At 60.2% G+C, this 20,781-nt stretch carries 19 protein-coding genes; 9 read left to right on the forward strand and 10 right to left on the reverse strand.

The window, feature by feature from the left end:
• The first annotated feature begins 58 nt into the window (after positions 1-58).
• Both coaD and PPUTUW4_RS26125 read left to right on the forward strand, forming a co-directional pair.
• A complete protein-coding gene (gene coaD / locus PPUTUW4_RS26120; RefSeq protein ID WP_015097227.1) occupies positions 59-538 on the forward strand; it encodes a pantetheine-phosphate adenylyltransferase in 480 nt (159 codons plus the stop codon).
• 179 nt (positions 539-717) lie between these two features.
• The gene (locus PPUTUW4_RS26125; RefSeq protein WP_003195146.1) at positions 718-969 is read left to right on the forward strand and encodes a YfhL family 4Fe-4S dicluster ferredoxin; all 252 of its coding nucleotides are present in this window, start codon (positions 718-720) and stop codon (positions 967-969) included.
• A 135-nt stretch (positions 970-1,104) separates the two neighbouring features.
• On the opposite strand, the gene mutM is transcribed toward PPUTUW4_RS26125, so the two are convergent.
• Both mutM and PPUTUW4_RS26135 read right to left on the reverse strand, forming a co-directional pair.
• Positions 1,105-1,917, reverse strand: coding sequence for a bifunctional DNA-formamidopyrimidine glycosylase/DNA-(apurinic or apyrimidinic site) lyase (gene mutM, locus PPUTUW4_RS26130; protein ID WP_015097228.1), 813 nt, complete (start codon positions 1,915-1,917; stop codon positions 1,105-1,107).
• Positions 1,918-1,959: 42 nt separating this feature from the next.
• Positions 1,960-2,829 (reverse strand): HDOD domain-containing protein, encoded by an 870-nt coding sequence (locus tag PPUTUW4_RS26135; RefSeq protein ID WP_015097229.1) that lies wholly within the window; start codon positions 2,827-2,829, stop codon positions 1,960-1,962.
• Between the two features lie 153 nt (positions 2,830-2,982).
• Between PPUTUW4_RS26135 and PPUTUW4_RS26140 the strand changes: the two genes are divergently transcribed.
• The 4 genes from PPUTUW4_RS26140 (at position 2,983) to ilvD (ending at position 8,468) form a co-directional block, all read left to right on the forward strand.
• A complete protein-coding gene (locus PPUTUW4_RS26140; protein ID WP_007978942.1) occupies positions 2,983-4,179 on the forward strand; it encodes a class I SAM-dependent rRNA methyltransferase in 1,197 nt (398 codons plus the stop codon).
• Between the two features lie 236 nt (positions 4,180-4,415).
• Positions 4,416-5,612, forward strand: a complete 1,197-nt coding sequence (locus PPUTUW4_RS26145) for an MFS transporter (protein WP_015097230.1) — start codon at positions 4,416-4,418, stop codon at positions 5,610-5,612.
• A 193-nt stretch (positions 5,613-5,805) separates the two neighbouring features.
• Positions 5,806-6,264 (forward strand): transposase, encoded by a 459-nt coding sequence (locus tag PPUTUW4_RS26150; protein WP_015097231.1) that lies wholly within the window; start codon positions 5,806-5,808, stop codon positions 6,262-6,264.
• 362 nt (positions 6,265-6,626) lie between these two features.
• The gene (ilvD, locus tag PPUTUW4_RS26155; RefSeq protein ID WP_007976450.1) at positions 6,627-8,468 is read left to right on the forward strand and encodes a dihydroxy-acid dehydratase; all 1,842 of its coding nucleotides are present in this window, start codon (positions 6,627-6,629) and stop codon (positions 8,466-8,468) included.
• 181 nt (positions 8,469-8,649) lie between these two features.
• Here ilvD and PPUTUW4_RS26160 read toward each other — a convergent pair whose 3' ends face one another.
• Both PPUTUW4_RS26160 and PPUTUW4_RS26165 read right to left on the reverse strand, forming a co-directional pair.
• Entirely contained in the window at positions 8,650-8,937 is a 288-nt protein-coding gene (locus tag PPUTUW4_RS26160) for a DUF6124 family protein (RefSeq protein WP_015097232.1), read from the reverse strand.
• Positions 8,938-9,401: 464 nt separating this feature from the next.
• Positions 9,402-10,457 carry a haloacid dehalogenase-like hydrolase gene (locus PPUTUW4_RS26165; protein WP_015097233.1) on the reverse strand — a complete coding sequence of 352 codons (1,056 nt, stop codon included), beginning with the start codon at positions 10,455-10,457 and terminating at the stop codon, positions 9,402-9,404.
• 242 nt (positions 10,458-10,699) lie between these two features.
• Here PPUTUW4_RS26165 and PPUTUW4_RS26170 point away from each other — a divergent pair, with 242 nt between their 5' ends.
• On the forward strand, positions 10,700-12,091 hold the full coding sequence (locus PPUTUW4_RS26170; RefSeq protein ID WP_015097234.1) for an L-cystine transporter: 1,392 nt from the start codon (positions 10,700-10,702) through the stop codon (positions 12,089-12,091).
• A 116-nt stretch (positions 12,092-12,207) separates the two neighbouring features.
• Here PPUTUW4_RS26170 and PPUTUW4_RS26175 read toward each other — a convergent pair whose 3' ends face one another.
• Entirely contained in the window at positions 12,208-12,720 is a 513-nt protein-coding gene (locus PPUTUW4_RS26175; protein WP_015097235.1) for a dihydrofolate reductase, read from the reverse strand.
• Positions 12,721-12,818: 98 nt separating this feature from the next.
• Between PPUTUW4_RS26175 and PPUTUW4_RS26180 the strand changes: the two genes are divergently transcribed.
• Entirely contained in the window at positions 12,819-14,189 is a 1,371-nt protein-coding gene (locus PPUTUW4_RS26180) for a DUF2868 domain-containing protein (protein WP_015097236.1), read from the forward strand.
• Positions 14,182-15,558: a GTPase/DUF3482 domain-containing protein gene (locus PPUTUW4_RS26185; RefSeq protein WP_015097237.1), complete on the forward strand. Its 1,377-nt coding sequence runs from the start codon at positions 14,182-14,184 to the stop codon at positions 15,556-15,558. The genes PPUTUW4_RS26180 and PPUTUW4_RS26185 overlap by 8 nt, the downstream gene beginning before the upstream one ends.
• A gap of 12 nt (positions 15,559-15,570) precedes the next feature.
• Here the strand turns inward: PPUTUW4_RS26185 and PPUTUW4_RS26190 are convergent, their stop codons facing one another.
• The 5 genes from PPUTUW4_RS26190 to PPUTUW4_RS26210 all read right to left on the reverse strand — a co-directional run bounded on the left by PPUTUW4_RS26190 (position 15,571) and on the right by PPUTUW4_RS26210 (position 20,754).
• Positions 15,571-16,101: a hypothetical protein gene (locus PPUTUW4_RS26190; RefSeq protein ID WP_015097238.1), complete on the reverse strand. Its 531-nt coding sequence runs from the start codon at positions 16,099-16,101 to the stop codon at positions 15,571-15,573.
• Between the two features lie 91 nt (positions 16,102-16,192).
• Entirely contained in the window at positions 16,193-16,759 is a 567-nt protein-coding gene (locus PPUTUW4_RS26195) for a phosphonate degradation HD-domain oxygenase (RefSeq protein ID WP_015097239.1), read from the reverse strand.
• 135 nt (positions 16,760-16,894) lie between these two features.
• Positions 16,895-17,920, reverse strand: coding sequence for a putative 2-aminoethylphosphonate ABC transporter substrate-binding protein (locus PPUTUW4_RS26200; RefSeq protein WP_015097240.1), 1,026 nt, complete (start codon positions 17,918-17,920; stop codon positions 16,895-16,897).
• Positions 17,921-17,953: 33 nt separating this feature from the next.
• Positions 17,954-19,678 (reverse strand): putative 2-aminoethylphosphonate ABC transporter permease subunit, encoded by a 1,725-nt coding sequence (locus PPUTUW4_RS26205; protein ID WP_015097241.1) that lies wholly within the window; start codon positions 19,676-19,678, stop codon positions 17,954-17,956.
• The gene (locus PPUTUW4_RS26210; RefSeq protein WP_015097242.1) at positions 19,678-20,754 is read right to left on the reverse strand and encodes a putative 2-aminoethylphosphonate ABC transporter ATP-binding protein; all 1,077 of its coding nucleotides are present in this window, start codon (positions 20,752-20,754) and stop codon (positions 19,678-19,680) included. The genes PPUTUW4_RS26205 and PPUTUW4_RS26210 overlap by 1 nt, the downstream gene beginning before the upstream one ends.
• Between the last annotated feature and the right edge of the window lie 27 nt (positions 20,755-20,781).

Genomic DNA, 20,781 nt, shown 5'->3' on the forward strand with positions numbered 1-20,781 from the left:
GACCGGGAAGGCTGCGATACCATCCGACTCCCCAACGGATTCCCGCCAGGACGACGCGATGAACCGAGTGTTGTACCCAGGTACCTTCGACCCTATTACCAAGGGCCATGGCGATCTGGTCGAACGCGCCTCGCGCCTGTTCGATCACGTGATCATCGCCGTCGCCGCCAGCCCGAAGAAAAACCCTCTGTTTCCTCTGGAACAACGGGTGGAACTGGCGCGCGAGGTTACTAAACATCTGCCGAACGTAGAAGTCGTCGGTTTCTCGACGCTGCTGGCGCATTTCGCCAAAGAGCAGAATGCCAACGTGTTCCTGCGTGGTTTGCGCGCGGTGTCGGACTTTGAATACGAATTCCAGCTGGCCAACATGAACCGCCAACTGGCGCCGGATGTGGAAAGCCTGTTCCTGACCCCGTCCGAGCGTTATTCGTTCATCTCCTCGACGCTGGTCCGTGAAATTGCGGCCCTGGGTGGCGATATCACCAAGTTCGTACACCCTACGGTGGCGGAAGCCCTGACCGAGCGCTTCAAGAAGTAACCCCCGCCACTGTGGGAGCGAGCCTGCTCGCGATGGACGTCAACGTTGACGCGTAAAACCGGATAGACCGCAGTGTCAGATGGTTTTTCGCGAGCAGGCTCGCTCCCACAGCGCCAATGCGGCACAATTGTACCCATTGGTTTATTGCGCCCGGGCCTGCCGCCCCGGCTGGAGTTAGCATGTCCCTGATCATCACCGACGATTGCATCAACTGCGACGTCTGCGAACCCGAGTGCCCGAACGCCGCCATTTCCCAGGGCGAAGAGATCTACGTGATCGACCCGAACCTGTGCACCCAGTGTGTCGGCCACTACGACGAACCGCAGTGCCAGCAGGTCTGCCCGGTGGATTGCATTCCACTGGACGAAGCCCATCCGGAGACTGAAGAACAGTTGATGGAGAAATATCGCAAGATTACCGGTAAGGCTTAAGCCATTCGGCAACCTTCAGAATGCCTTCGCGAGCAGGCTCGCTCCCACACTGAATCTGCGCCACCCACAAATCCCTTGTGGGAGCGAGCCTGCTCGCGAAGGCGTCATCAGCCTCACTGAAGATCCAACTGACCTTCAGCTCTGACAACGCGGGCAAAAAACACTGGCGCGCTGCCCCAGCTTCACTTCCCGCAGCCCCGTGCCACAGACCTTGCAGTGTTCGCCACCACGGCCGTACACGAACAGTTCCTGCTGGAAATAACCAGGCTGACCGTCACCCCCGATAAAGTCCCGCAGCGTGGTACCGCCGCGCTCGATGGCGGCCGCCAGGATGCGCTTGATCTCGATGGCCAGTTTCAAATACCGCGCACGGGAAATGCTCTTGGCTTCGCGGCGCGGGTCGATTCCAGCGGCGAACAACGCTTCGGTCGCATAGATATTGCCGACGCCCACCACCACCGCGTTATCCATGATGAACGGCTTGACCGCCATCGAACGGCCACGGGACTGCTGGAACAGGCGCTCGCCGTCGAACAGGTCGGTCAGCGGTTCCGGCCCCAGGCGAATCAGCAATTCGTGATTGAGCGGATCGAGGCTCCAGAGCATGGCGCCAAAGCGCCGCGGATCGGTGTAACGCAGGGCCAGGCCCGACTCCAGTTCGATGTCCACATGCTCATGCTTGGCCGCCGGCAACCCGGCCTCCACCAGACGCAAGTTGCCTGACATGCCCAAATGGCTGATCAAAGTGCCGACTTCGGCGTTGATCAGCAGGTACTTGGCGCGCCGCTCCACCAATACGATGCGCTGGCCGGACAGGCGCACATCGAGGTCCTCGGGGATAGGCCAGCGCAGACGGCGATCACGCACGATCACCCGGCTGACGCGCTGGCCTTCCAGGTACGGCGCGATGCCCCGACGGGTGGTTTCGACTTCTGGCAATTCAGGCATGATGCTCTCGGATCAGGCGCATGGCCTGGAAAGGTCCGACACTCAGCGATGAGTGCCGAGGTCGCGGATCGTCTGCTTGAGGGTCTCGAAGTCGTAGTCCGATAGGCCGACATAATCGAGCACCAGCGGCGCGATGCTGTTCCACTCGTGATCTTCGGCCTGATTGCCCAGCACCCGATGCGACGCGCAAATGTGCTCGGCCATTTTCAGGATCGCCAACAGGTTCTTCAACGAACTGTTGCGCGAAGTCTCATCGCTGAATACCGCCAACGCATTGTGGTGATTGGCGATCGCCGCGCTCACGTGTTCCGGCAGACGCCAGGACTTGGCCGTGTAATAGCCGACCACCGAGTGATTGGTATTGAACACCTGATTCTCCGTGTCCACCACCCGGCATTCGGCGCTGGCGTTGGCATAGGCCTGCTCCAGAACCCGCATGTAGTCGGGGAAACGCTGGAGCATCAAGGGCACGCCGCAGTCGTGGAACAGGCCCAGGGCATAGGCTTCATCGCCATTTTCAACGCCGATGCGCTTGGCCAGGGTCAGGCAGGTCATGGCCACGTCCTGAGCGGTATCCCAGAAACGGTTCAGGGTGACAATGGTGTCGTCATTCATCTCGCCCTTGATCGACATCGCATTGATCAGGTTGATGACCGAGCGGCTGCCCAGCAGATTGACCGCGCGCTGGATCGAGGCAATCTTGTTGCTCAGCCCGTAATACGGCGAATTGACGATCTTCAGCAGAGAACCGGAAAGGCCCGGATCCTGGGATATCAGCTTGGCAATGACTTCCAGATCCGGGTCGGGCATGTACTGCTCCATCTGCAAATCCACCATGATCTGCGGCTGGGCCGGTACGCTGATGCCCTGCAGGGCTTGTTGGATCTGTTCGGAAGTCAACTCTTGGGACATAAGTGCACACTCTGGGTCAGACGGCGATTCTAACCTTTATGAAGTTGGATCCGACATACCAAATCGCAAGACAACCCTCGCCACATGTCCACTTGCAGGCCAATCCGGGGTCTCAACACGCTATACTCCCGCTCTTTTTTCCGGAGCGACGACATGTCCCTGCCTAGCCTGCGCCTCAAAGCCAACGCCGACCGTCGTCTGCGCAACGGTCACTTGTGGGTCTACAGCAACGAAATCGATGTAGCCGCTACGCCATTGCACGGTTTCAAGGCCGGCGACCAGGCGATCCTCGAAGCCGCCGGCGGCAAGCCGCTGGGCATCGTTGCCATGAGCCCGAACAACCTGATCTGCGCCCGTGTGCTGTCGCGCGACATCAAGCTGCCGCTGGACAAATCGCTGCTGGTGCATCGCCTGAACGTGGCGCTGTCCCTGCGGGAGCGCCTGTTCGACAAGCCGTTCTATCGCCTGGTCTACGGCGACTCCGACCTGCTGCCAGGCCTGGTGGTCGACCGTTTCGGCGACATCCTGGTGGTGCAGATCGCCTCGGCGACCATGGAAGCCCATAAAGACGACGTGATCGCGGCGCTGACCCAAGTGCTCAAGCCAAGCGGCATCCTGTTCAAGAACGACTCCGCCGCCCGTGACGCCGAAGGCCTCACCCGCTACGTCGAAACCGTGTTCGGCCTGGTGCCGGAGTGGGTCGCACTGGAAGAAAACGGCGTGAAATTCGAAGCACCGGTCATCCAGGGCCAGAAAACCGGCTGGTTCTACGACCACCGCATGAACCGCGCACGCCTGGCGCCGTACGCCAAAGGCAAACGCGTGCTGGACCTGTACAGCTACATCGGCGGCTGGGGCGTGCAGGCTGCCGCGTTCGGCGCCAGCGAAGTGTTCTGCGTCGACGCCTCGGCCTTCGCCCTTGACGGCGTCGAGCGCAACGCCGCGCTGAACGGCTTCGCCGAGAAAATGACCTGCATCGAAGGCGACGTGTTCGAAGCCCTCAAAGAACTGAAAGCCAGCGAAGAACGCTTCGACGTGATCGTGGCCGACCCGCCAGCGTTCATCAAACGCAAGAAAGACATGAAAAACGGCGAAGGCGCCTACCGCCGCCTGAACGAGCAAGCCATGCGCCTGCTCACCAAGGACGGCATCCTGGTCAGCGCATCGTGCTCGATGCACCTGCCGGAAGACGACCTGCAGAACATCCTGCTGACCAGTGCCCGCCACCTGGACCGCAATATCCAGATGCTGGAACGCGGCGGCCAGGGGCCGGATCATCCGGTGCATCCGGCGATTGCGGAAACCCGTTACATCAAGAGCATTACCTGCCGTTTGTTGCCTAACAGCTAAAACGCAAACCAATGTAGGAGCGAGCTTGCTCGCGATGGACGTCAACGATAACGCGGGAAGCCTGGCGCCCCGCGGTGTTCTCGGGTCCATCGCGAGCAGGCTCGCTCCTACAGAGGTTCCCGGCATCAAAACAGGAAGCCTCCTACAGCGCTTTTGATTGAACTCCCTGCGTCCCAGACTAGTATCGGTTTCTGGTTTCAAGCACGAACGCTTGATCACTCCGGAAAACAAAAATAATGTCTGAGTCCTCTTACCCAGCTCTAAGTAGCGACCTGAAACGCAAACGGGCCTCCCGCTTTATCCTCATTACCAATATCTCGTTGATCAGTTTTTTCCCGCTGAATATCCTCCTGCCTTCTTTTCCTGCCTTGGCCGGGGAGTTCAATACTTCAACCGCAGAAATCGCCCTATCCACCAGCCTGTTCACGCTGGTTTTTGCGATTTCTCAATTAATAACTGGCCCGCTCTCGGATAAGTGGGGCCGCAAGGAAGTTCTTCTTGGGTGCATCGTTGTTTCTACGCTCGGCTCGATAGGGTGCGTGCTGGCTACGGACTACCTGAGCTTCCTGTTGTTTCGCGTCATCCAGGCAATCGGGTGTGGTTTCTTTGTGCTGGGTCATGCACTGGTGGAGGACTTGTTCGAAGAACAGGATCGCGCCCGAGTGCGAATTTATTACATGACACTGAGCGGCTCCTTTGTTGCACTGTCGCCGTTATTGGGATCATGGTTGCAAACCACGTTCGATTGGCAGGGAAGTTTTTATGGTTTTGCGCTCATGGCGCTCGGCATGTATATCCATACCCAAGTGATACTGCCATCCAAAGCAGTCAGCCATCAAAGAACACCGGTTTCCGTTCTACGCACGCTGAGATCCATTGTTGGAAATCGAGACTTCATCCGCTACTGGTGGATTGCCGCGTTAGTGTTTGCCTGTTATTTCGCATTGATCAGCGTGACGCCGCTGATTTTCATGGATGAGTTCAAGTTATCCGAATACCAGTACGCGCTGGTGCTTATGGTGTATGGGTTGGCTTATTTCCTTGGTGGAGTAGTTGCCAGCACCGTGCAGAAACACATCTCCCTCACGCTGCAAATCAACATCGGGCTCGGATTGCTGGGTGCCGCCGGTGTGTTGTTAGCATTGATCGTCAATTATGAATTGATGACAACTATCACTCTGCTCATACCGATGCTGATCAGTGCTCTGGCAGTCACCCTTGTGCGACCTGCCGCAATTTCCGCAGCAATGTTGCTGTTCTCAAGCAGCGCCGGAACGGCAGCATCTGCAGGCAATAGCATTATGTTCGTCACCGCCGCGGTCAGCAGCGCTGCGCTCGCACAAACCGGGCACAATTTGCTGATGACCATTGCTGTTGGCTTCATCGCCTTCAGCCTTTGGGGGTTGCTGACGAATGCCAGGATAGGGCACTGACTGTAGGAGCGAGCTAGCTCGCGATGGACGTCAACGATAACGCGGGGAACCTGATACCCCGCGGTGTCTTTGATTTCATCGCGAGCTAGCTCGCTCCTACAGGTGCAGGACACATCCTGATCCACTGCCGAAGCGACAACCTCCCACACCACGCCTACCGTTTTCTCTTCCCATCACCGAAGAGGACAACGGAATGTCCAACACGCCGAAAGCCCATCGATTACGCACAAGTCGGCACTCGCAATCCGGTCGCATCTATCACCTGACCGCTGTCACCCACGAACGACAACCATTCTTCCAGGATTGGCGCACTGGCCGCTTTTTGGTGCACGAGTTCAGAAGAGCTCAGGAAGCCGGCTATGCCACGTCTATAGCCTGGGTAGTCATGCCGGATCACTTCCACTGGCTGATTGAATTGCACAACGGTGATTTACCGAAACTGGTGCAAGCCACCAAATCTCGCTGCACACGCCTCATCAATCAGCAACGGGACCTACATGCTCCTGTATGGCAAAAGGGCTACTTCGACCGAGCCCTGCGTCGCGAGGAAGATCTGAAAGCCATCGCCCGATACATCATTGCCAACCCCCTACGCGCAGGCCTCGTCGACCATATCGGCGGCTACCCACTCTGGGACGCCATCTGGCTCTGATGCACAAATCACTGTAGGAGCGAGCCTGCTCGCGATGGTCGTCAACGATAACGCGGGAAACCCGGCACCCCGGGGCGCTCTCAGGTTTATCGCGAGCAGGCTCGCTCCTACAGAAAACGCGCCCGCACGTCTTGTGAATGCTACCTCCAGGTTTGCAGGCATTCCCTCCAGCCGCCAGCCGTGTAGAATCGCGAACATTCATCGCCAGTCATCCCCGGCGGGTTTATGAGCTCAAGCTGAAGCGCGCGGCGATCCCGCAAAGTTATCGGCAACTTCCGGACACGCGGCCATTTCTGAGTGTTCCAGACGTCAATAGAAGCTCACTTCCCTTTTGATACCTGATTAGCCGCCCGGAGTGCTTCATGCCTGATTACCGCTCGAAAACATCCACCCACGGCCGCAACATGGCCGGCGCCCGCGCACTGTGGCGCGCCACGGGGATGAAAGATGACGACTTCAAGAAGCCGATCATCGCCATTGCCAACTCGTTCACCCAGTTCGTACCGGGCCACGTGCACCTCAAGGACCTGGGGCAACTGGTCGCCCGCGAGATCGAACGCGCTGGCGGCGTGGCCAAGGAATTCAACACCATCGCTGTCGATGACGGCATCGCCATGGGCCACGACGGCATGCTGTATTCGCTGCCGAGCCGCGAGATCATCGCCGACTCCGTCGAGTACATGGTCAACGCCCACTGCGCCGACGCGATCGTGTGCATATCCAACTGCGACAAGATCACCCCCGGCATGCTGATGGCGTCCCTGCGCCTGAACATCCCGGTGATCTTCGTCTCCGGCGGCCCGATGGAAGCCGGCAAGACCAAACTCGCCTCCCACGGCCTCGACCTGGTCGACGCCATGGTGATCGCCGCCGACTCCAGCGCTTCTGACGAGAAAGTCGCTGAGTACGAGCGCAGCGCCTGCCCGACCTGTGGTTCGTGCTCCGGCATGTTCACCGCCAACTCGATGAACTGCCTGGTTGAAGCGCTGGGCCTGGCCTTGCCGGGCAACGGTTCGACCCTGGCCACCCACAGCGACCGCGAGCAGCTGTTCCTGCAGGCCGGCCGCACCATCGTCGAGCTGTGCAAGCGTTACTACGGCGAGAACGACGAGTCGGTGTTGCCGCGCAACATCGCCAACTTCCAGGCGTTCGAAAACGCCATGACCCTGGACATCGCCATGGGCGGTTCCACCAACACCATCCTGCACTTGCTGGCCGCTGCCCAGGAAGCCGAGATCGATTTCGACCTGCGCGACATCGACCGTCTGTCCCGTCACGTGCCGCAACTGTGCAAGGTCGCGCCGAACATCCAGAAGTACCACATGGAAGACGTGCACCGCGCTGGCGGTATCTTCAGCATCCTCGGTTCGCTGGCCCGTGGCGGCCTGCTGCACACCCAGCTGCCGACCGTGCACAGCCGCAGCATGGAAGAAGCCATCGCCAAGTGGGACATCACCCAGACCAACGACGAAGCCGTGCACCACTTCTTCAAGGCCGGTCCGGCGGGCATCCCGACGCAAACCGCGTTCAGCCAGTCGACCCGTTGGGAAACCCTGGACGACGACCGTGAAAACGGCTGCATCCGCAGTGTCGAGCACGCTTACTCGAAAGAAGGCGGCCTGGCCGTGCTCTACGGCAACATCGCCCTGGACGGCTGCGTGGTGAAAACCGCTGGCGTCGACGAGTCGATCCACGTCTTCGAAGGCAATGCGAAGATCTTCGAAAGCCAGGACAGCGCCGTACGCGGCATCCTCGCCGACGAAGTGAAGGAAGGCGACATCGTCATCATTCGCTACGAAGGCCCGAAAGGCGGCCCGGGCATGCAGGAAATGCTCTACCCGACTTCGTACCTGAAATCCAAAGGCCTGGGCAAAGCCTGCGCCCTGCTCACCGACGGCCGTTTCTCCGGCGGTACCTCGGGCCTGTCCATCGGCCACGCTTCGCCTGAAGCGGCTGCCGGCGGCGCAATCGGCCTGGTGCAGGACGGCGACAAAGTGCTGATCGACATTCCGAACCGCTCGATCAACCTGTTGGTCAGCGACGAAGAACTGGCCGCGCGCCGGGTCGAGCAGGACAAGAAAGGCTGGAAACCGGTTGAGGTGCGTCCACGTAAAGTGACCACCGCCCTGAAAGCCTACGCCCTGCTGGCCACCAGTGCCGACAAGGGTGCTGTGCGTAACAAGGCGATGCTTGACGGGCTGTAAGCCTCAAGCGTCGAACATAAAAATGCCCCGCCAAGTGCGGGGCATTTTTGTTTGCACGGATCCGTTGTAGGAGCGAGCTTGCTCGCGATGGAAGCAAGGACGACACGTTAAACCAGAAAGAACGCGTCATCGTTAACGACCATCGCGAGCAAGCTCGCTCCTACAGTTAACAGCGTTCCCATTATTCCTGCGGGTCGAGGTTATCCAACGCCTGGTTCACCGCCAGTTCGCCCAGCATGATGACCTGCGCGATCCCCAGCATCGTGCTGCGCTGCGAGCCTTCCAGCAGTCCGGCGAAATCGCTGGCCATGACATTGGCCGAGGCGAGGGATTCGCAGGCGTGGGCCAACAGGGTTTCGGTGTCGAGGCCCGGTGCGATGACGAATGTTTGGCTGGGTTTGCGCGGGGTGGCGTTGATGTGGGCGGACAGGTTGTCGGAGTTTGGTGGATCGGGAGTAATTTTTAGCATTGATGAATCTCCTGGAGGCAGAGAGCCATCACCTTCGCTACCAAACGAAAGGTGGCAGCCATACGCAGGTTGGTAGACCGGTCCAGGGAGCCGGCGCGCTCGAAAGCGCCCTACGCATGACCACCATAAAAGCAGAGACGAAAAAACCTGCCAAAGGTGTTGTCATGCGCCTGGATAATCCGGGCTACCAAACCCGATCGCTGATGGGCAGCGACGCGCAGAAGATAGAACCCGCCAAACAGGCGCACAAGCCGGCGGATTCTGGCGTAGTCGTAGTCCCTTACGCAAGAATGCGTAGGTTGCGACTGTCAGGAGATGTCGTTCAAGCGGAGTCTTTCATTGCACCGACTGGCCTCATCGCGAGCAAGCTCGCTCCCACAGGGGATCTACGGTGTTCACACAGTCTGTGTTTCACCCGAGATCTTTGTGGGAGCGAGCTTGCTCGCGATGGAGGCGACTCGGTCTTATTGAATCTCTTCAGGCTTCACGACCACCCAGTTCTTGTCGGCAGTCACCGTCAACCCTTCCTTGGCCTGGGCCGCGGCGTTCTTGGCCATCATGCCCTGGATCTGGGTCATGTACTTGTCCTTGCGGTTGACCCACAGGTGGATGCCGCCCTTGGCCACGTCAACGCTGTGGAACAGCATGTAGCCGTCGCTGCTCGGGGTATCGCCGCCCACCAGTACCGGTTTTTTCCACTGATCGATGTAGGTCAGGATCGCCGCCTGCTTGCCGGCCATCCAGGTCGCCGGGGTCCACAGGTACGGGGTCAGCTCGAGGCCGAGGTTGGCCTTTTCGTCATATTTGCCGTCAGTGATCTGCTTGCGCGCGGTGGTCAGTTCGCCCGTCTTCGGGTCCTTGAGCAGCAACGACACGCCGATCACGTTCTGCGGTTTGACGTTGTAGCCGTACTTCGGATCGGCCGCGACCATGCGCACCAGTTCTTCGGAGGCGGCGGTCATCACGTAGACCTCGATGCCGTTCTCCATCAGTTTGTTGTACAGCTCTTGCTGGCCGGTGAAGATTTTCGGCGGGTTGACGTCGAGCTTCTTGACCACGTCGCCTTCGTAATAAGTCGCCGGCACCGGCTTGCCGGACGCCATCATCTCGTCGACGTAGCCCTTGAGTTCCTTGAGGGTAAAGCCGGAGAAGACCTGGGCGACCCATGGATAGCAAACCATGTCGTCGAGTTCGCAGAGGCGGTAGTAGTAGCTGAACAGGCTTTCCTTGTGGTCGGCGGTGTCCTTGAACGGCATCAGTTTCAGGGAGGGATCGAGCTTGTCGCGGGTGATCAGGCCCTTGTTCTCCATGAACGGCAGCAACGACTCTTCGAGGTCGTAGCGGTAACTGGTGTTGTCCATGTCGAACACCGCGTAGTTACCCTTGTTGGCGTTGGCGGCGATCATCGCGTCCAGTGCCTTGGCCTGATCGGCGGGCCAGTGTTTCAGATCCGTTGCGAAAACCTGGCCGGCAAGGCCCAGGCAAAGTGCTGCAGCCAGTAATTTCGGTGCGAACTTCATTGGCGTTTCTCCCTGAATGTGAAAGAGATCGACGCTAACAAATAAGTGTGACAGTCCTCGTCTGTCAGCGACCGCCCACGTCCCTTTCGCGCCAGTTGCATTTCTGACAGCGACATCCGCTTATTCCAAAAGCGACGGATATCATACGTTTTTGATATTAATTCATTATTTTTCAAGCTGTTAGGCTTGCCGGTTCGCGGTTGCCCAAGGGTGCAACCGGCACAAGTCTTATCGGAGTCTTCATGAATCTGCCGCTGATCCTCAATCTGCTGGTGTTCCTCGCCCTGCTCTTCGGCCTGGCGCAAACCCGCCACACGACATGGAGCCTGGCGAAAAAAGTCCTGCTCGCGCTGGTGCTGGGCGTGGCGTTCGGTGTGGCGTTGCACACTGTCTACGGTGCCGGCAACCCGGTACTGAAAGCCTCGATCGGCTGGTTCGATCTGGTAGGTAACGGCTATGTGCAGTTGCTGCAAATGATCGTGATCCCGCTGGTGTTCGCCTCGATCCTCAGTGCCGTGGCCCGTCTGCACAACGCCTCGTCGTTGGGCAAGATCAGCTTCCTGACCATCGGCACGCTGCTGTTCACCACGGCCATTGCGGCGCTGATCGGCATCGGCCTGACCAACCTGTTCGGCCTGACCGCCGAAGGCCTGGTGGCCGGTACCCAGGAAATGGCGCGCCTGCAAACCATCCAGACCGATTACGCCGGCAAGGTCGCCGACCTGAATGTGCCGCAGCTGCTGCTGTCGTTCATTCCGCAAAACCCCTTCGCCGACCTGGCGCGGGCCAAGCCGACGTCGATCATCAGCGTGGTGATTTTCGCTGCGTTCCTGGGTGTCGCGGCGCTGCAACTGCTCAAGGATGATGCCGAGAAAGGTCAGAAAGTGATCAACGCCATCGACACCCTGCAAGCCTGGGTGATGCGTCTGGTGCGCCTGGTGATGAAGCTGACCCCGTACGGCGTGTTGGCGCTGATGACCAAAGTGGTCGCCGGTTCCAACCTGCAAGACATCATCAAGCTCGGCAGTTTCGTGGTGGTGTCCTACATCGGCCTGGGCCTGATGTTCGTGGTGCATGGCGTGCTGGTGTCGGCCGCCGGGATCAACCCGCTGCGGTTCTTCCGCAAGATCTGGCCAGTGCTGACGTTTGCCTTCACCAGCCGTTCCAGCGCAGCGACGATTCCGTTGAGCATCGAAGCGCAGACCAGCCGCTTGGGCATCCCGCAGTCCATCGCCAGTTTCGCCGCTTCGTTCGGCGCGACCATTGGCCAGAACGGCTGTGCCGGTCTGTACCCGGCGATGTTGGCGGTGATGGTAGCGCCGACCGTGGGCATCAACCCGCTGGACCCGCTGTGGATCGCGACGCTGGTGGCGATTGTGACGCTGAGCTCGGCCGGTGTGGCCGGTGTCGGTGGCGGCGCGACGTTCGCCGCGCTGATCGTACTGCCGGCGATGGGCTTGCCGGTGTCACTGGTGGCGTTGCTGATTTCGGTCGAGCCGCTGATTGATATGGGGCGTACGGCGCTGAACGTGAGTGGTTCGATGACGGCCGGGGCGATCACCAGTCAGGTGATGCAGCAGACCGATAAGGCGCTGCTGGATGTGGATGAGCATTCGGCGTTGGCGCAGGCTTGAGTAGCGCCTGACAGACCGCTATCGCGAGCAAGCTCGCTCCCACAGGGATCTGTGGTGTTCACACAATTTGTGATTCACCTCAAAACACTGTGGGAGCGAGCTTGCTCGCGATGCTTTTAGGCTTTTTCCCAAACCTCAAATGTGTACGCCGGCTTGTCACCTTCAGGCAGATTCAATTTCTCCCATACCAGCTTCCATTGATTCGATTCGAACTCTGGGAACCACGCATCCCCTTCTGGGTTCAACGCAACACTGGTCAGATACAGTCGATCAGCATGTGACAACCCTTGCGCATACAACTGCGCGCCACCAATCAGCATAACTTCATCGACACATTGCTCACGAGCCCACTCTTCAGCTCGAACTACCGCAGCTTCCAGCGACGGATAAACCTCCGCACCTTCCAATTGCAGTTCCGCTTGACGGCTGACAACGATGTTCAGACGACCCGGCAACGGGCGACCTAAGGAATCCCAAGTCTTGCGCCCCATGATGATCGGCTTGCCAAGCGTTGTTTCTTTGAAGTATTTGAAATCCCCCGGCAGGTGCCAAGGCATGCTGTTATTCACGCCAATCACTCGATTTTCACCGAGAGCTGCGATCAGACTTAGAGTAAGAGTTTTTTTCATGCTGGCGAGGATACCAGAGGCTCAACATCTCGCAACGTGCCCCCCGACCAGCGCCACAGCGGTTATGCTCACAGCTCATTTAAGCGACGGGATGCCGCGTGACTGAACTCAATACCCTCTGGCTGACAGAAACCATCCGCCTGCGCGAAGAACACGCAGGCCCCCTGGAAGACCTGGAAGCCAACCGACTGGCCCGCAGCGCCGGCGGCGATTTGCCGGCGCGCATTCAACGCCGCGCCCTGTGGCTGGCTGAACGCGATGGCCTGACTACAGCCCTCAAACACTGGTTGCAAGGCGCGCGGCTGGCGCTGATCGTAATGGCCGTGCTGGCCGTGATCAGCGGCGCCGGCCTGGCATTGGCCGCAATGGGTGATGGCCTGCACCCGGTGAATGTGTTCTGGGCCTTGGGCAGCTTGCTCGGGCTCAATCTGGTCCTGTTGCTGAGTTGGGCCCTGGGATTAGTGTTTGTCGGCGAACACGGCGCCAGCCTCGGACGCCTGTGGCTATGGCTCAGTGAAAAACTCGCACGGGACGCCAAAGCCGCGCAGTTGGCCCCCGCCCTGCTCCTGTTACTGCAACGGCAGAAACTCAATCGCTGGGCCATCGGTGTGCTGGTCAACAGCCTGTGGTTGCTGGCGATGCTCAGCGCGCTGGTGATCCTGCTGATGTTGATGGCGACCCGGCGCTACGGCTTTGTCTGGGAAACCACGATCCTCGGTGCCGACACCTTTATCGCCGTCACTCAGGCGCTGGGTGCGTTGCCGGCCCTGCTTGGCTTCAGCGTGCCGACCGTGGAGATGATCCGCGCCAGTGGCGATGCCGCACTGAACATCGAAAGCGCCCGCCAGGCCTGGGCCGCCTGGCTGGTGGGCGTACTGCTGGTCTACGGTGTTTTGCCGCGCCTGCTGCTCGCACTGTTTTGCCTGTGGCGCTGGAAGACAGGGCAAACGGCGCTGCGCCTGGATTTGAACCTGCCCGGTTACGCGCAACTGCGTGAACGCTTGATGCCCACCAGCGAGCGCCTCGGCGTCAGCGATGCGGCACCGGCGCAACTGCATCGCGTGGAAAGCGGTGTGACCGAGCAGCAAAGCAACGGTGCACTGTTGGTCGCCATCGAACTGGACGACCAACGCCCGTGGCCACCGTCATTGCCGAAAAGCGTGAGCAACGCCGGCATCCTCGACAGTCGCGAGTCGCGGCACAAACTCCTCGAACAACTGAGCCGCTTTCCCCCGGCACGCCTGGCCATCGCCTGCGATCCACGGCGTTCGCCGGATCGCGGCAGCCTGGCCTTGATTGCCGAACTGGCCCGCAGCGCCAGCGCCTCCCGCGTTTGGTTGTTGCAGGCGCCGCCCGGTGAAGCGCTGGACGCCGAGCGCCTGGGCGACTGGCACATGGCGCTGCAACAGCTTGAGTTGCCGTTTGCCGATTGTGCACCGATGAACTGGCTGGAGACGGGTCATGACTGACACCAGGAAGCAGCCTCTGAAACTCGCCGTGGTCGGTCACACCAACGTCGGTAAAACCTCGTTGTTGCGCACCCTGACCCGCGACGTCGGCTTCGGTGAGGTGTCCCATCGCCCCAGCACCACGCGGCACGTCGAAGGTGCCCGTCTTTCGGTGGACGGCGAGCCACTGCTCGACCTCTACGACACCCCTGGCCTGGAAGACGCCATCGCCCTGCTCGATTACCTCGAACGCCTGGAACGCCCGGGTGAACGCCTCGACGGTCCGGCACGCCTGGCGCGTTTCCTGGAGGGCAGCGAAGCCCGGCAACGCTTCGAACAGGAAGCCAAGGTGCTGCGCCAGTTGCTGGCGTCGGATGCCGGTCTTTATGTGATAGACGCCCGTGAGCCGGTGCTGGCCAAGTATCGCGACGAGCTGGAAGTGTTGGCCAGTTGCGGCAAACCCTTGCTGCCGGTGCTGAATTTCGTCAGCAGCGCCAACCACCGCGAACCGGCCTGGCGTGAAGCGTTGGCGCGGCTGGGCTTGCATGCCCTGGTGCGTTTCGACAGTGTCGCGCCGCCGGAAGACGGCGAGCGCCGACTCTATGAAAGTCTCGCCCTGCTGCTGGAAACGGCCCGGCCGCAACTCGAACGCCTGATCGCCGATCAGCAGGCCCAGCGTCTCGCTCGCCAGCAAAGCGCGGAGCGGTTGATTGCCGAATTGCTGATCGATTGCGCGGCTTGCCGGCGCAGCGTGGTCAGTGAAGCCGAGCAGGAACAACAGGCGATCAGCGAATTGCGCAAAGCCGTACGCCAGCGTGAGCAGCGTTGCGTCGAGGCCCTGCTCAAGCTCTACGCCTTCCGCCCACAGGATGCCGCGGCCAGTGATTTGCCGTTGCTCGATGGCCGTTGGGGCGATGACCTGTTCAACCCGGAAACCCTCAAGCAACTGGGTGTGCGCGTCGGCGGTGGAATTGCCGCAGGCGCCGCTGCCGGGGCCGGGGTCGATTTGCTGGTGGGCGGGATTACGCTCGGCGCCGCCGCACTGGCCGGCGCCATCGCAGGTGGCGCCCTGCAAACCGCACGCAGTTATGGCAGCCGCTTGCTGGGCAAGATCAAGGGCCAGCGCGAACTGACGGTGGATGACAACGTGCTGCGCCTGTTGGCGCTGCGCCAGCGGCAATTGCTGCAAGCGCTGAACGCCCGTGGGCATGCGGCGATGGACAGCATCCAGGTGGCCACGCCTCAGGAAAAGAGTTGGCGCGAAGGCAAACTGCCCGAGGCTTTGAACAAGGCTCGGGCGCATCCGCAGTGGTCGTCGTTGAATCCGCATGCGAAGTTGAATCAGGCGGAGCGGCAGGAGCAGGTTGAGGTGTTGGCGCAGCAGTTGTGAACTTGTTGATCGTCAGCGCCAGTTGAATTGCAGATACGCAGTGCTGAGCTGTGAGACGCGCTGCTGATCTACCGCATCCTGGTCACCGTCGTTATCCATATCGAAGTGGATCAGCCAATCCAGCTTCCCGTCGTTGTTGGTGTCATAGGCGGAGGCGGTGTAAACGATAGTTTGATCCGACGGTTTGCCGACGCCTTCATGAAAGTGCAGGCGCACGGTGTCTGGAGAACCGTCGTTGGCGAAATCTTCGGTGAATATCTTCAGATAGCGATCCCAGGTCTCGCCGCGGTTGAACCATTTGAGCTGCAAGTAGGCGTTGGCAAACGACTTGAGCAACCGCTCGTCCTTGGTGTTTTCCTTACCATCGTTGTTTACATCACCGACCTGGAAATCAACCTTGCCATCAGCCGTGATATCCAGCGCATAGGCCTTATGGATGAGTCTGTCCTCTGCCCCGCTACTCTCCTCGAAAAAATGCAGGAGGACGGTGTCGGCCTTGCCGTTCGCGCTGCGGTCCTGGGCAGTCACTTTCAAATAACGCATGGTGGAGTTTCTCATTGAAGAAGGGCCGATCAAGCTAGCCCGTCTCGTCGGAACTCTCTGCGCGAACAGTTTCTTTTGCTTGTAGGGCGTTTCAGCAGGCCTCGAGAGACAAGACTCTGATGGCTTTGCGCTTCAACACCTCCAGATCAGTCACCGGCACATGCATCTCCTTGGCCTGTTCATCCCACTGGCGCATGCGCAAACTGACTTTGCACAACGGGTCCTGCTCGAAGGCATCGGCTTCAGCTTCGGTCATCACACCCCCCTGATATTCCAGGGTCCGGCGACTGGCTTCGCTCAGGCGTTCGTAGTACCCAGGTTCCCTGAGTGTCAGATAACGCTTGGCCTGGACGTGGTACTCCACCAACCGGGCCATGCGTTCGCTGAAGCCGGCATTGCGCAAATAATCGGCGCCCAGCCGTTCGTGGCTGACCACGCCGTAGCCGCCCATGTTCTCGGCACCCTCGGCGCAGATGTGCCCGATATCGTGGAAGAACGCCGCCAGCACGACTTCGTCGTCGAAGCCTTCGGCCATCGCGCATTGGGCGGCCTGGGACATGTGCTCGATCTGCGACACCGGCTCGCCGATGTAATCGCTGTCGCCAAAGCGTTCGTAGAGGGCGAAGACCTTGGCGACGGTTTGTTCATGGCTGTGCATCAGAAGTCTCCCGATCAGTGAGATTTGTGGTGAATGGTAGACCGCTTTCGCGAGCAGGCTCGCTCCCACATTGGAATGCATTTCCCTGTGGGAGCGGGCTTGCTCGCGAAGAGGCCCTTTCAGCCGATAAAGATCTTACTTGGCCGCCACTTTCTCGGACTTGCCGTCATAACGCTTGCGCCATTCGGTCAGGATCTCGTCGCGGTTCTTCGAGGCCCAGGCAAAGTCGTTCTTGATCAGGCGCTGTTCGTAGTCGGCTGGCAGTTCGGTCTGCGGCTTGGCGATACCAGGCTGGGCAAGCACTGCGAAGTTTTCTTTGTAGAGTTCCATCGCCTCAGGGCTGGCGGAGAAGTCAGCCAGTTTCTTCGCGGCTTCTTCGTGGGCAGTGCCCTTGATCACGGCAGTCGCTTCGATTTCCCAGCCCAGGCCTTCCTTCGGCAGGATGATGTCCAGCGGTGCACCCTGGCGTTTCAGTTGAACGGCCGGGTACTCGAAGGAAATACCGATCGGGAATTCACCCGCAGCCGCCAGTTTGCAAGGCTTGGAGCCGGAGTGAACGTACTGGCCGATGTTCTGGTGCAGGCCGTCCATGTAGGCCCAGCCCTGCTTCTCGCCGAAGGTTTGCAGCCAGGCGCTGACGTCAAGGAAGCCGGTGCCGGACGATGCCGGGTTCGGCATGACGATCTTGCCTTTGTACTCAGGCTTGGTCAGGTCTTGCCAGCTCACGGGCTTGGTCAGGCCCTGCTTTTCGGCTTCGACGGTGTTGAAGCAAATGGTCGCGGCCCAGACATCCATGCCGACCCAGGCTGGCGGGTTGGCGGCGTCACGGTAGTTGGCGCCGATCTTGCCCAGGTCCTTCGGTGCATAGCTTTGCAGCATGCCTTGCTGATCGAGGATCGCCAGGCTGGAGGCCGCCAGGCCCCACACGGCGTCAGCCTGCGGGCGGGCTTTTTCGGCGAGCAACTTGGCCGTGATGATGCCGGTGGAATCGCGCACCCATTTGATTTCGACGTCCGGGTTGGCCTTTTCGAAGGCTTCTTTATAGGTTTTCAGCTGTTCAGCTTCGAGGGCGGTGTACACCGTCAACTCGGTTTTCGCCGCAAAGGCGTTCAGGCTGAAAGCGGTGAGGACAGCGGCGGCCAGGGCCATAGGCTTGAACATGATCTTTTCCTGTATTTGAGTTGAGGGAGTGAATCAGTGACCGGGCGCGGTCTGCCGCCAGGCCTGGGAGCGGCGCAGCAAACCGCGCGAAGCCCCGGCCAGCAGCAGGGACACGCCCGCCGAGGTGAACAGAATCAGGGTCGACATCGCCGCCGCGCCGCCGACGTTGCCGGCGTCGTCCATGTTCAGTACCGCCACCGCCGCGAGGATGGTGTCGGGGCTGTAGAGGAAGATCGCCGCCGAGACGGTGGTCATGGCCGAGACGAACAGGTAGCGCACGATGTCCAGCAAAGCCGGCAGGCAAATCGGCACGGTGACGCGCAGGTAGTGGCGGTACAGCGGCGCCTTGAGCGACAGCGCGGCGGCTTCGAACTCGGCATCGAGTTGACGCAATGCGTTGGTGGCGGTCATTTGCGCGGTGGTCAAATAGTGCGCAATGGTGCAGACGATCAGTAGGGTCATGGTCCCGTACAGCATGTGCAGCGGGTTGCCAGTGAGGTTGAAGAAGAAGACATAACCCAACCCCAGCACCAGGCCCGGCACCGCCATCGGTACGAAACTGAGCATGCGCAAGGTCAGGTTCAGGCCGCGCTGGCCCCTGGTTTTTTCCATCAGGTAGGCGCCGGTGAAAATCAGCAGGCTGCCGATCAATGCCGTGCCCAAGGCCATCTTCAAGCTGTTGCCGTAGGCCAGCCAGCCACCGCCGGCGGTTTCATTGAACTGATAGTGGTTGAGCGACAGCGACAGGTTGTACGGCCAGAATTTCACCAGGGACGAGAACACCGCCATGCCGAACACCAGCAGCAGCGCAGCGCTGATCAACAGGACGATGGCCAGGTAGCAAGCGTCGCGCAGTTTCGATGGCGCAGGCTTGAACACCTGGGCACGACCGCTCATGGAGTCGCCGTGACGGCGACGCAACCAGGCATCGACACCAAAGCTGAACAGCGCCGGCAGCAACAACACCATGCCGATCAAGGCACCGCGGCCGAATTGCTGTTGGCCGACCACGGCTTTATAGGCTTCCAGCGCCAGCACTTGATAGTCGCCGCCGACCACCACCGGAACACCGAAATCGGTGATGGTCAGGGTGAACACCAGGCAGAACGCAGCGAAAACCGCCTGACGGGTCGCCGGCCAGGTGATGCTGCGGAACGCTTTCGCCGGACTGGCGCCCATGCTTGAAGCCGCATCGAACAATCGTGCATCCGCCAGGGACAAGGCCGACAGAAGAATCATCAAGGCGTGCGGGAAGGTGTAGATCACCTCACCCAGAACAATGCCCCAGAAGCCGTAGATGTTGTCCGAGAGCAGGCCACGCAGCATGCCCTGGTTGCCAAACAGGTAGACCAGCGCAATACCGGGCAGCATCGACGGCGCCATCAATGGCAGCAGGGAAATGCCACGCCAGAGGCCTTTACCCGCAATCAGGGTGCGTTGCAGCGCGTAGGCAAACAGATAAGCCAGGGGTACGACAATGGCCGCGACGCTGAGGGAAACCTTCAGACTGTTGCCGAGCAACCAGTGGAAGTTCTCGCTGGTCACCAGTTCTTTCGCTGCAACCCAACCACCACCCTGCCCGGCTTCAGCGCTGAAACCACGCCAGAAGATCGCCAGCAACGGCATCAATACGGCAACGCCCAACAGCACCAGCAGAAGCACTTTGCCGCCGATCACGAACAGCCGGTCACCGATCTCGGCACGGGAAGTCTGCCGAACCTGCTTGTGTGGCAGCGGCAGCGCGATATTCGCGCTCATCAGGCAAACACCTGCAGGCTGCGTGGCGGCAAGGCGACCATGATCTGCCGGGCGCCAAGGCGCGGCATGGCTTCCGGTGCCAGTTCCGCCAACAGCGCATGGCCCGGCAAATGATCGAGCTCGAAGCTCATGCGGCAGCGGTTGCCGAGGAAGGTGATCTCGCGAACCTTGGCCGGGAACAGGTTTTCCTCGTGCACCAGCGGATTGACGTTGATCGCTTCGGGGCGGCAGAACAAGCGGCCCGAGGCGGTCTTGGCGCTGCCTTCGGCCAGGCGCATGTTCATCCCGCCGACCTGGGCGTGGCTGTCGCTGCTGCGCTGGAACGGCAACCAGTTGCCCTGGCCGACGAACTCCGCCACGAACGGCGTGGCCGGGCGGTTGTAGATTTCCTGCGGCGTGGCGTACTGCTCGACCTTGCCGTTGTTCATCACGGCGATACGGTCGGCCATCAACATGGCCTCGTCCTGATTGTGGGTCACCATCAGGGTGGTGATGCCGAGGTTGCGTTGCAGCTGGCGCAGTTCGGTGCACAGATGCTCGCGCACCCGGGCATCGAGGGCCGACATCGGCTCGTCGAGTAGCAGCAGCGAAGGTGCCGGGGCCAGCGCGCGAGCCAATGCAACCCGTTGCTGCTGGCCACCGGACAACTGACCGGGATACTTTTTCTCGCTGCCGCTCAGGCCGACCAGTTCCAGCATCTGACCGACACGCTGGCGAATCTGGTCGCGACCATTGCCGGCCAGGCCGTAGGCAATGTTCGCTTCGACGGTGAGATTGGGAAACAACGCGTAGGACTGGAACAGAATGCCGTAGTCCCGCGCCTGGGGAGCCAGGTGGGAAACGTCGCGTTCACCCAGGTACAACTCGCCGCTGTCCTGCTTTTCCAGGCCGGCGATGCAGCGCAGCAAGGTGGTCTTGCCACAGCCCGACGGACCCAGCAGACACACCAGCTCACCGGCTGCCACGTCGAGTGAAACATTATCCAGCGCGGTGAAAGCGCCGAAACGTTTCTGTACGCCGCGCACCTTCATCGGGGCGCCGGGATTGGTCAGGGCAGTTGCGATCGAGTTGTTCATGGACGGACCTCATCTGGCAGATGAAGG

Origin of the sequence: Pseudomonas sp. UW4, assembly GCF_000316175.1 — a bacterium.
In the GTDB taxonomy this organism is placed as follows: domain Bacteria; phylum Pseudomonadota; class Gammaproteobacteria; order Pseudomonadales; family Pseudomonadaceae; genus Aquipseudomonas; species Aquipseudomonas laurylsulfatiphila.

What these genes read in the sequence shown, in the direction of transcription:
- mutM (WP_015097228.1), bottom strand. Translation starts at nt 1,917, where the DNA reads ATGCCTGAATTGCCAGAAGTCGAAACCACCCGTCGGGGCATCGCGCCG.
- PPUTUW4_RS26165 (WP_015097233.1), bottom strand. Translation starts at nt 10,457, where the DNA reads ATGAAGTTCGCACCGAAATTACTGGCTGCAGCACTTTGCCTGGGCCTT.
- PPUTUW4_RS26140 (WP_007978942.1), top strand. Translation starts at nt 2,983, where the DNA reads ATGTCCCTGCCTAGCCTGCGCCTCAAAGCCAACGCCGACCGTCGTCTG.
- PPUTUW4_RS26135 (WP_015097229.1), bottom strand. Translation starts at nt 2,829, where the DNA reads ATGTCCCAAGAGTTGACTTCCGAACAGATCCAACAAGCCCTGCAGGGC.
- PPUTUW4_RS26145 (WP_015097230.1), top strand. Translation starts at nt 4,416, where the DNA reads ATGTCTGAGTCCTCTTACCCAGCTCTAAGTAGCGACCTGAAACGCAAA.
- ilvD (WP_007976450.1), top strand. Translation starts at nt 6,627, where the DNA reads ATGCCTGATTACCGCTCGAAAACATCCACCCACGGCCGCAACATGGCC.
- PPUTUW4_RS26195 (WP_015097239.1), bottom strand. Translation starts at nt 16,759, where the DNA reads ATGCACAGCCATGAACAAACCGTCGCCAAGGTCTTCGCCCTCTACGAA.
- PPUTUW4_RS26160 (WP_015097232.1), bottom strand. Translation starts at nt 8,937, where the DNA reads ATGCTAAAAATTACTCCCGATCCACCAAACTCCGACAACCTGTCCGCC.
- PPUTUW4_RS26185 (WP_015097237.1), top strand. Translation starts at nt 14,182, where the DNA reads ATGACTGACACCAGGAAGCAGCCTCTGAAACTCGCCGTGGTCGGTCAC.
- PPUTUW4_RS26175 (WP_015097235.1), bottom strand. Translation starts at nt 12,720, where the DNA reads ATGAAAAAAACTCTTACTCTAAGTCTGATCGCAGCTCTCGGTGAAAAT.
- PPUTUW4_RS26170 (WP_015097234.1), top strand. Translation starts at nt 10,700, where the DNA reads ATGAATCTGCCGCTGATCCTCAATCTGCTGGTGTTCCTCGCCCTGCTC.
- PPUTUW4_RS26210 (WP_015097242.1), bottom strand. Translation starts at nt 20,754, where the DNA reads ATGAACAACTCGATCGCAACTGCCCTGACCAATCCCGGCGCCCCGATG.
- coaD (WP_015097227.1), top strand. Translation starts at nt 59, where the DNA reads ATGAACCGAGTGTTGTACCCAGGTACCTTCGACCCTATTACCAAGGGC.
- PPUTUW4_RS26125 (WP_003195146.1), top strand. Translation starts at nt 718, where the DNA reads ATGTCCCTGATCATCACCGACGATTGCATCAACTGCGACGTCTGCGAA.
- PPUTUW4_RS26200 (WP_015097240.1), bottom strand. Translation starts at nt 17,920, where the DNA reads ATGTTCAAGCCTATGGCCCTGGCCGCCGCTGTCCTCACCGCTTTCAGC.
- PPUTUW4_RS26150 (WP_015097231.1), top strand. Translation starts at nt 5,806, where the DNA reads ATGTCCAACACGCCGAAAGCCCATCGATTACGCACAAGTCGGCACTCG.
- PPUTUW4_RS26205 (WP_015097241.1), bottom strand. Translation starts at nt 19,678, where the DNA reads ATGAGCGCGAATATCGCGCTGCCGCTGCCACACAAGCAGGTTCGGCAG.
- PPUTUW4_RS26190 (WP_015097238.1), bottom strand. Translation starts at nt 16,101, where the DNA reads ATGCGTTATTTGAAAGTGACTGCCCAGGACCGCAGCGCGAACGGCAAG.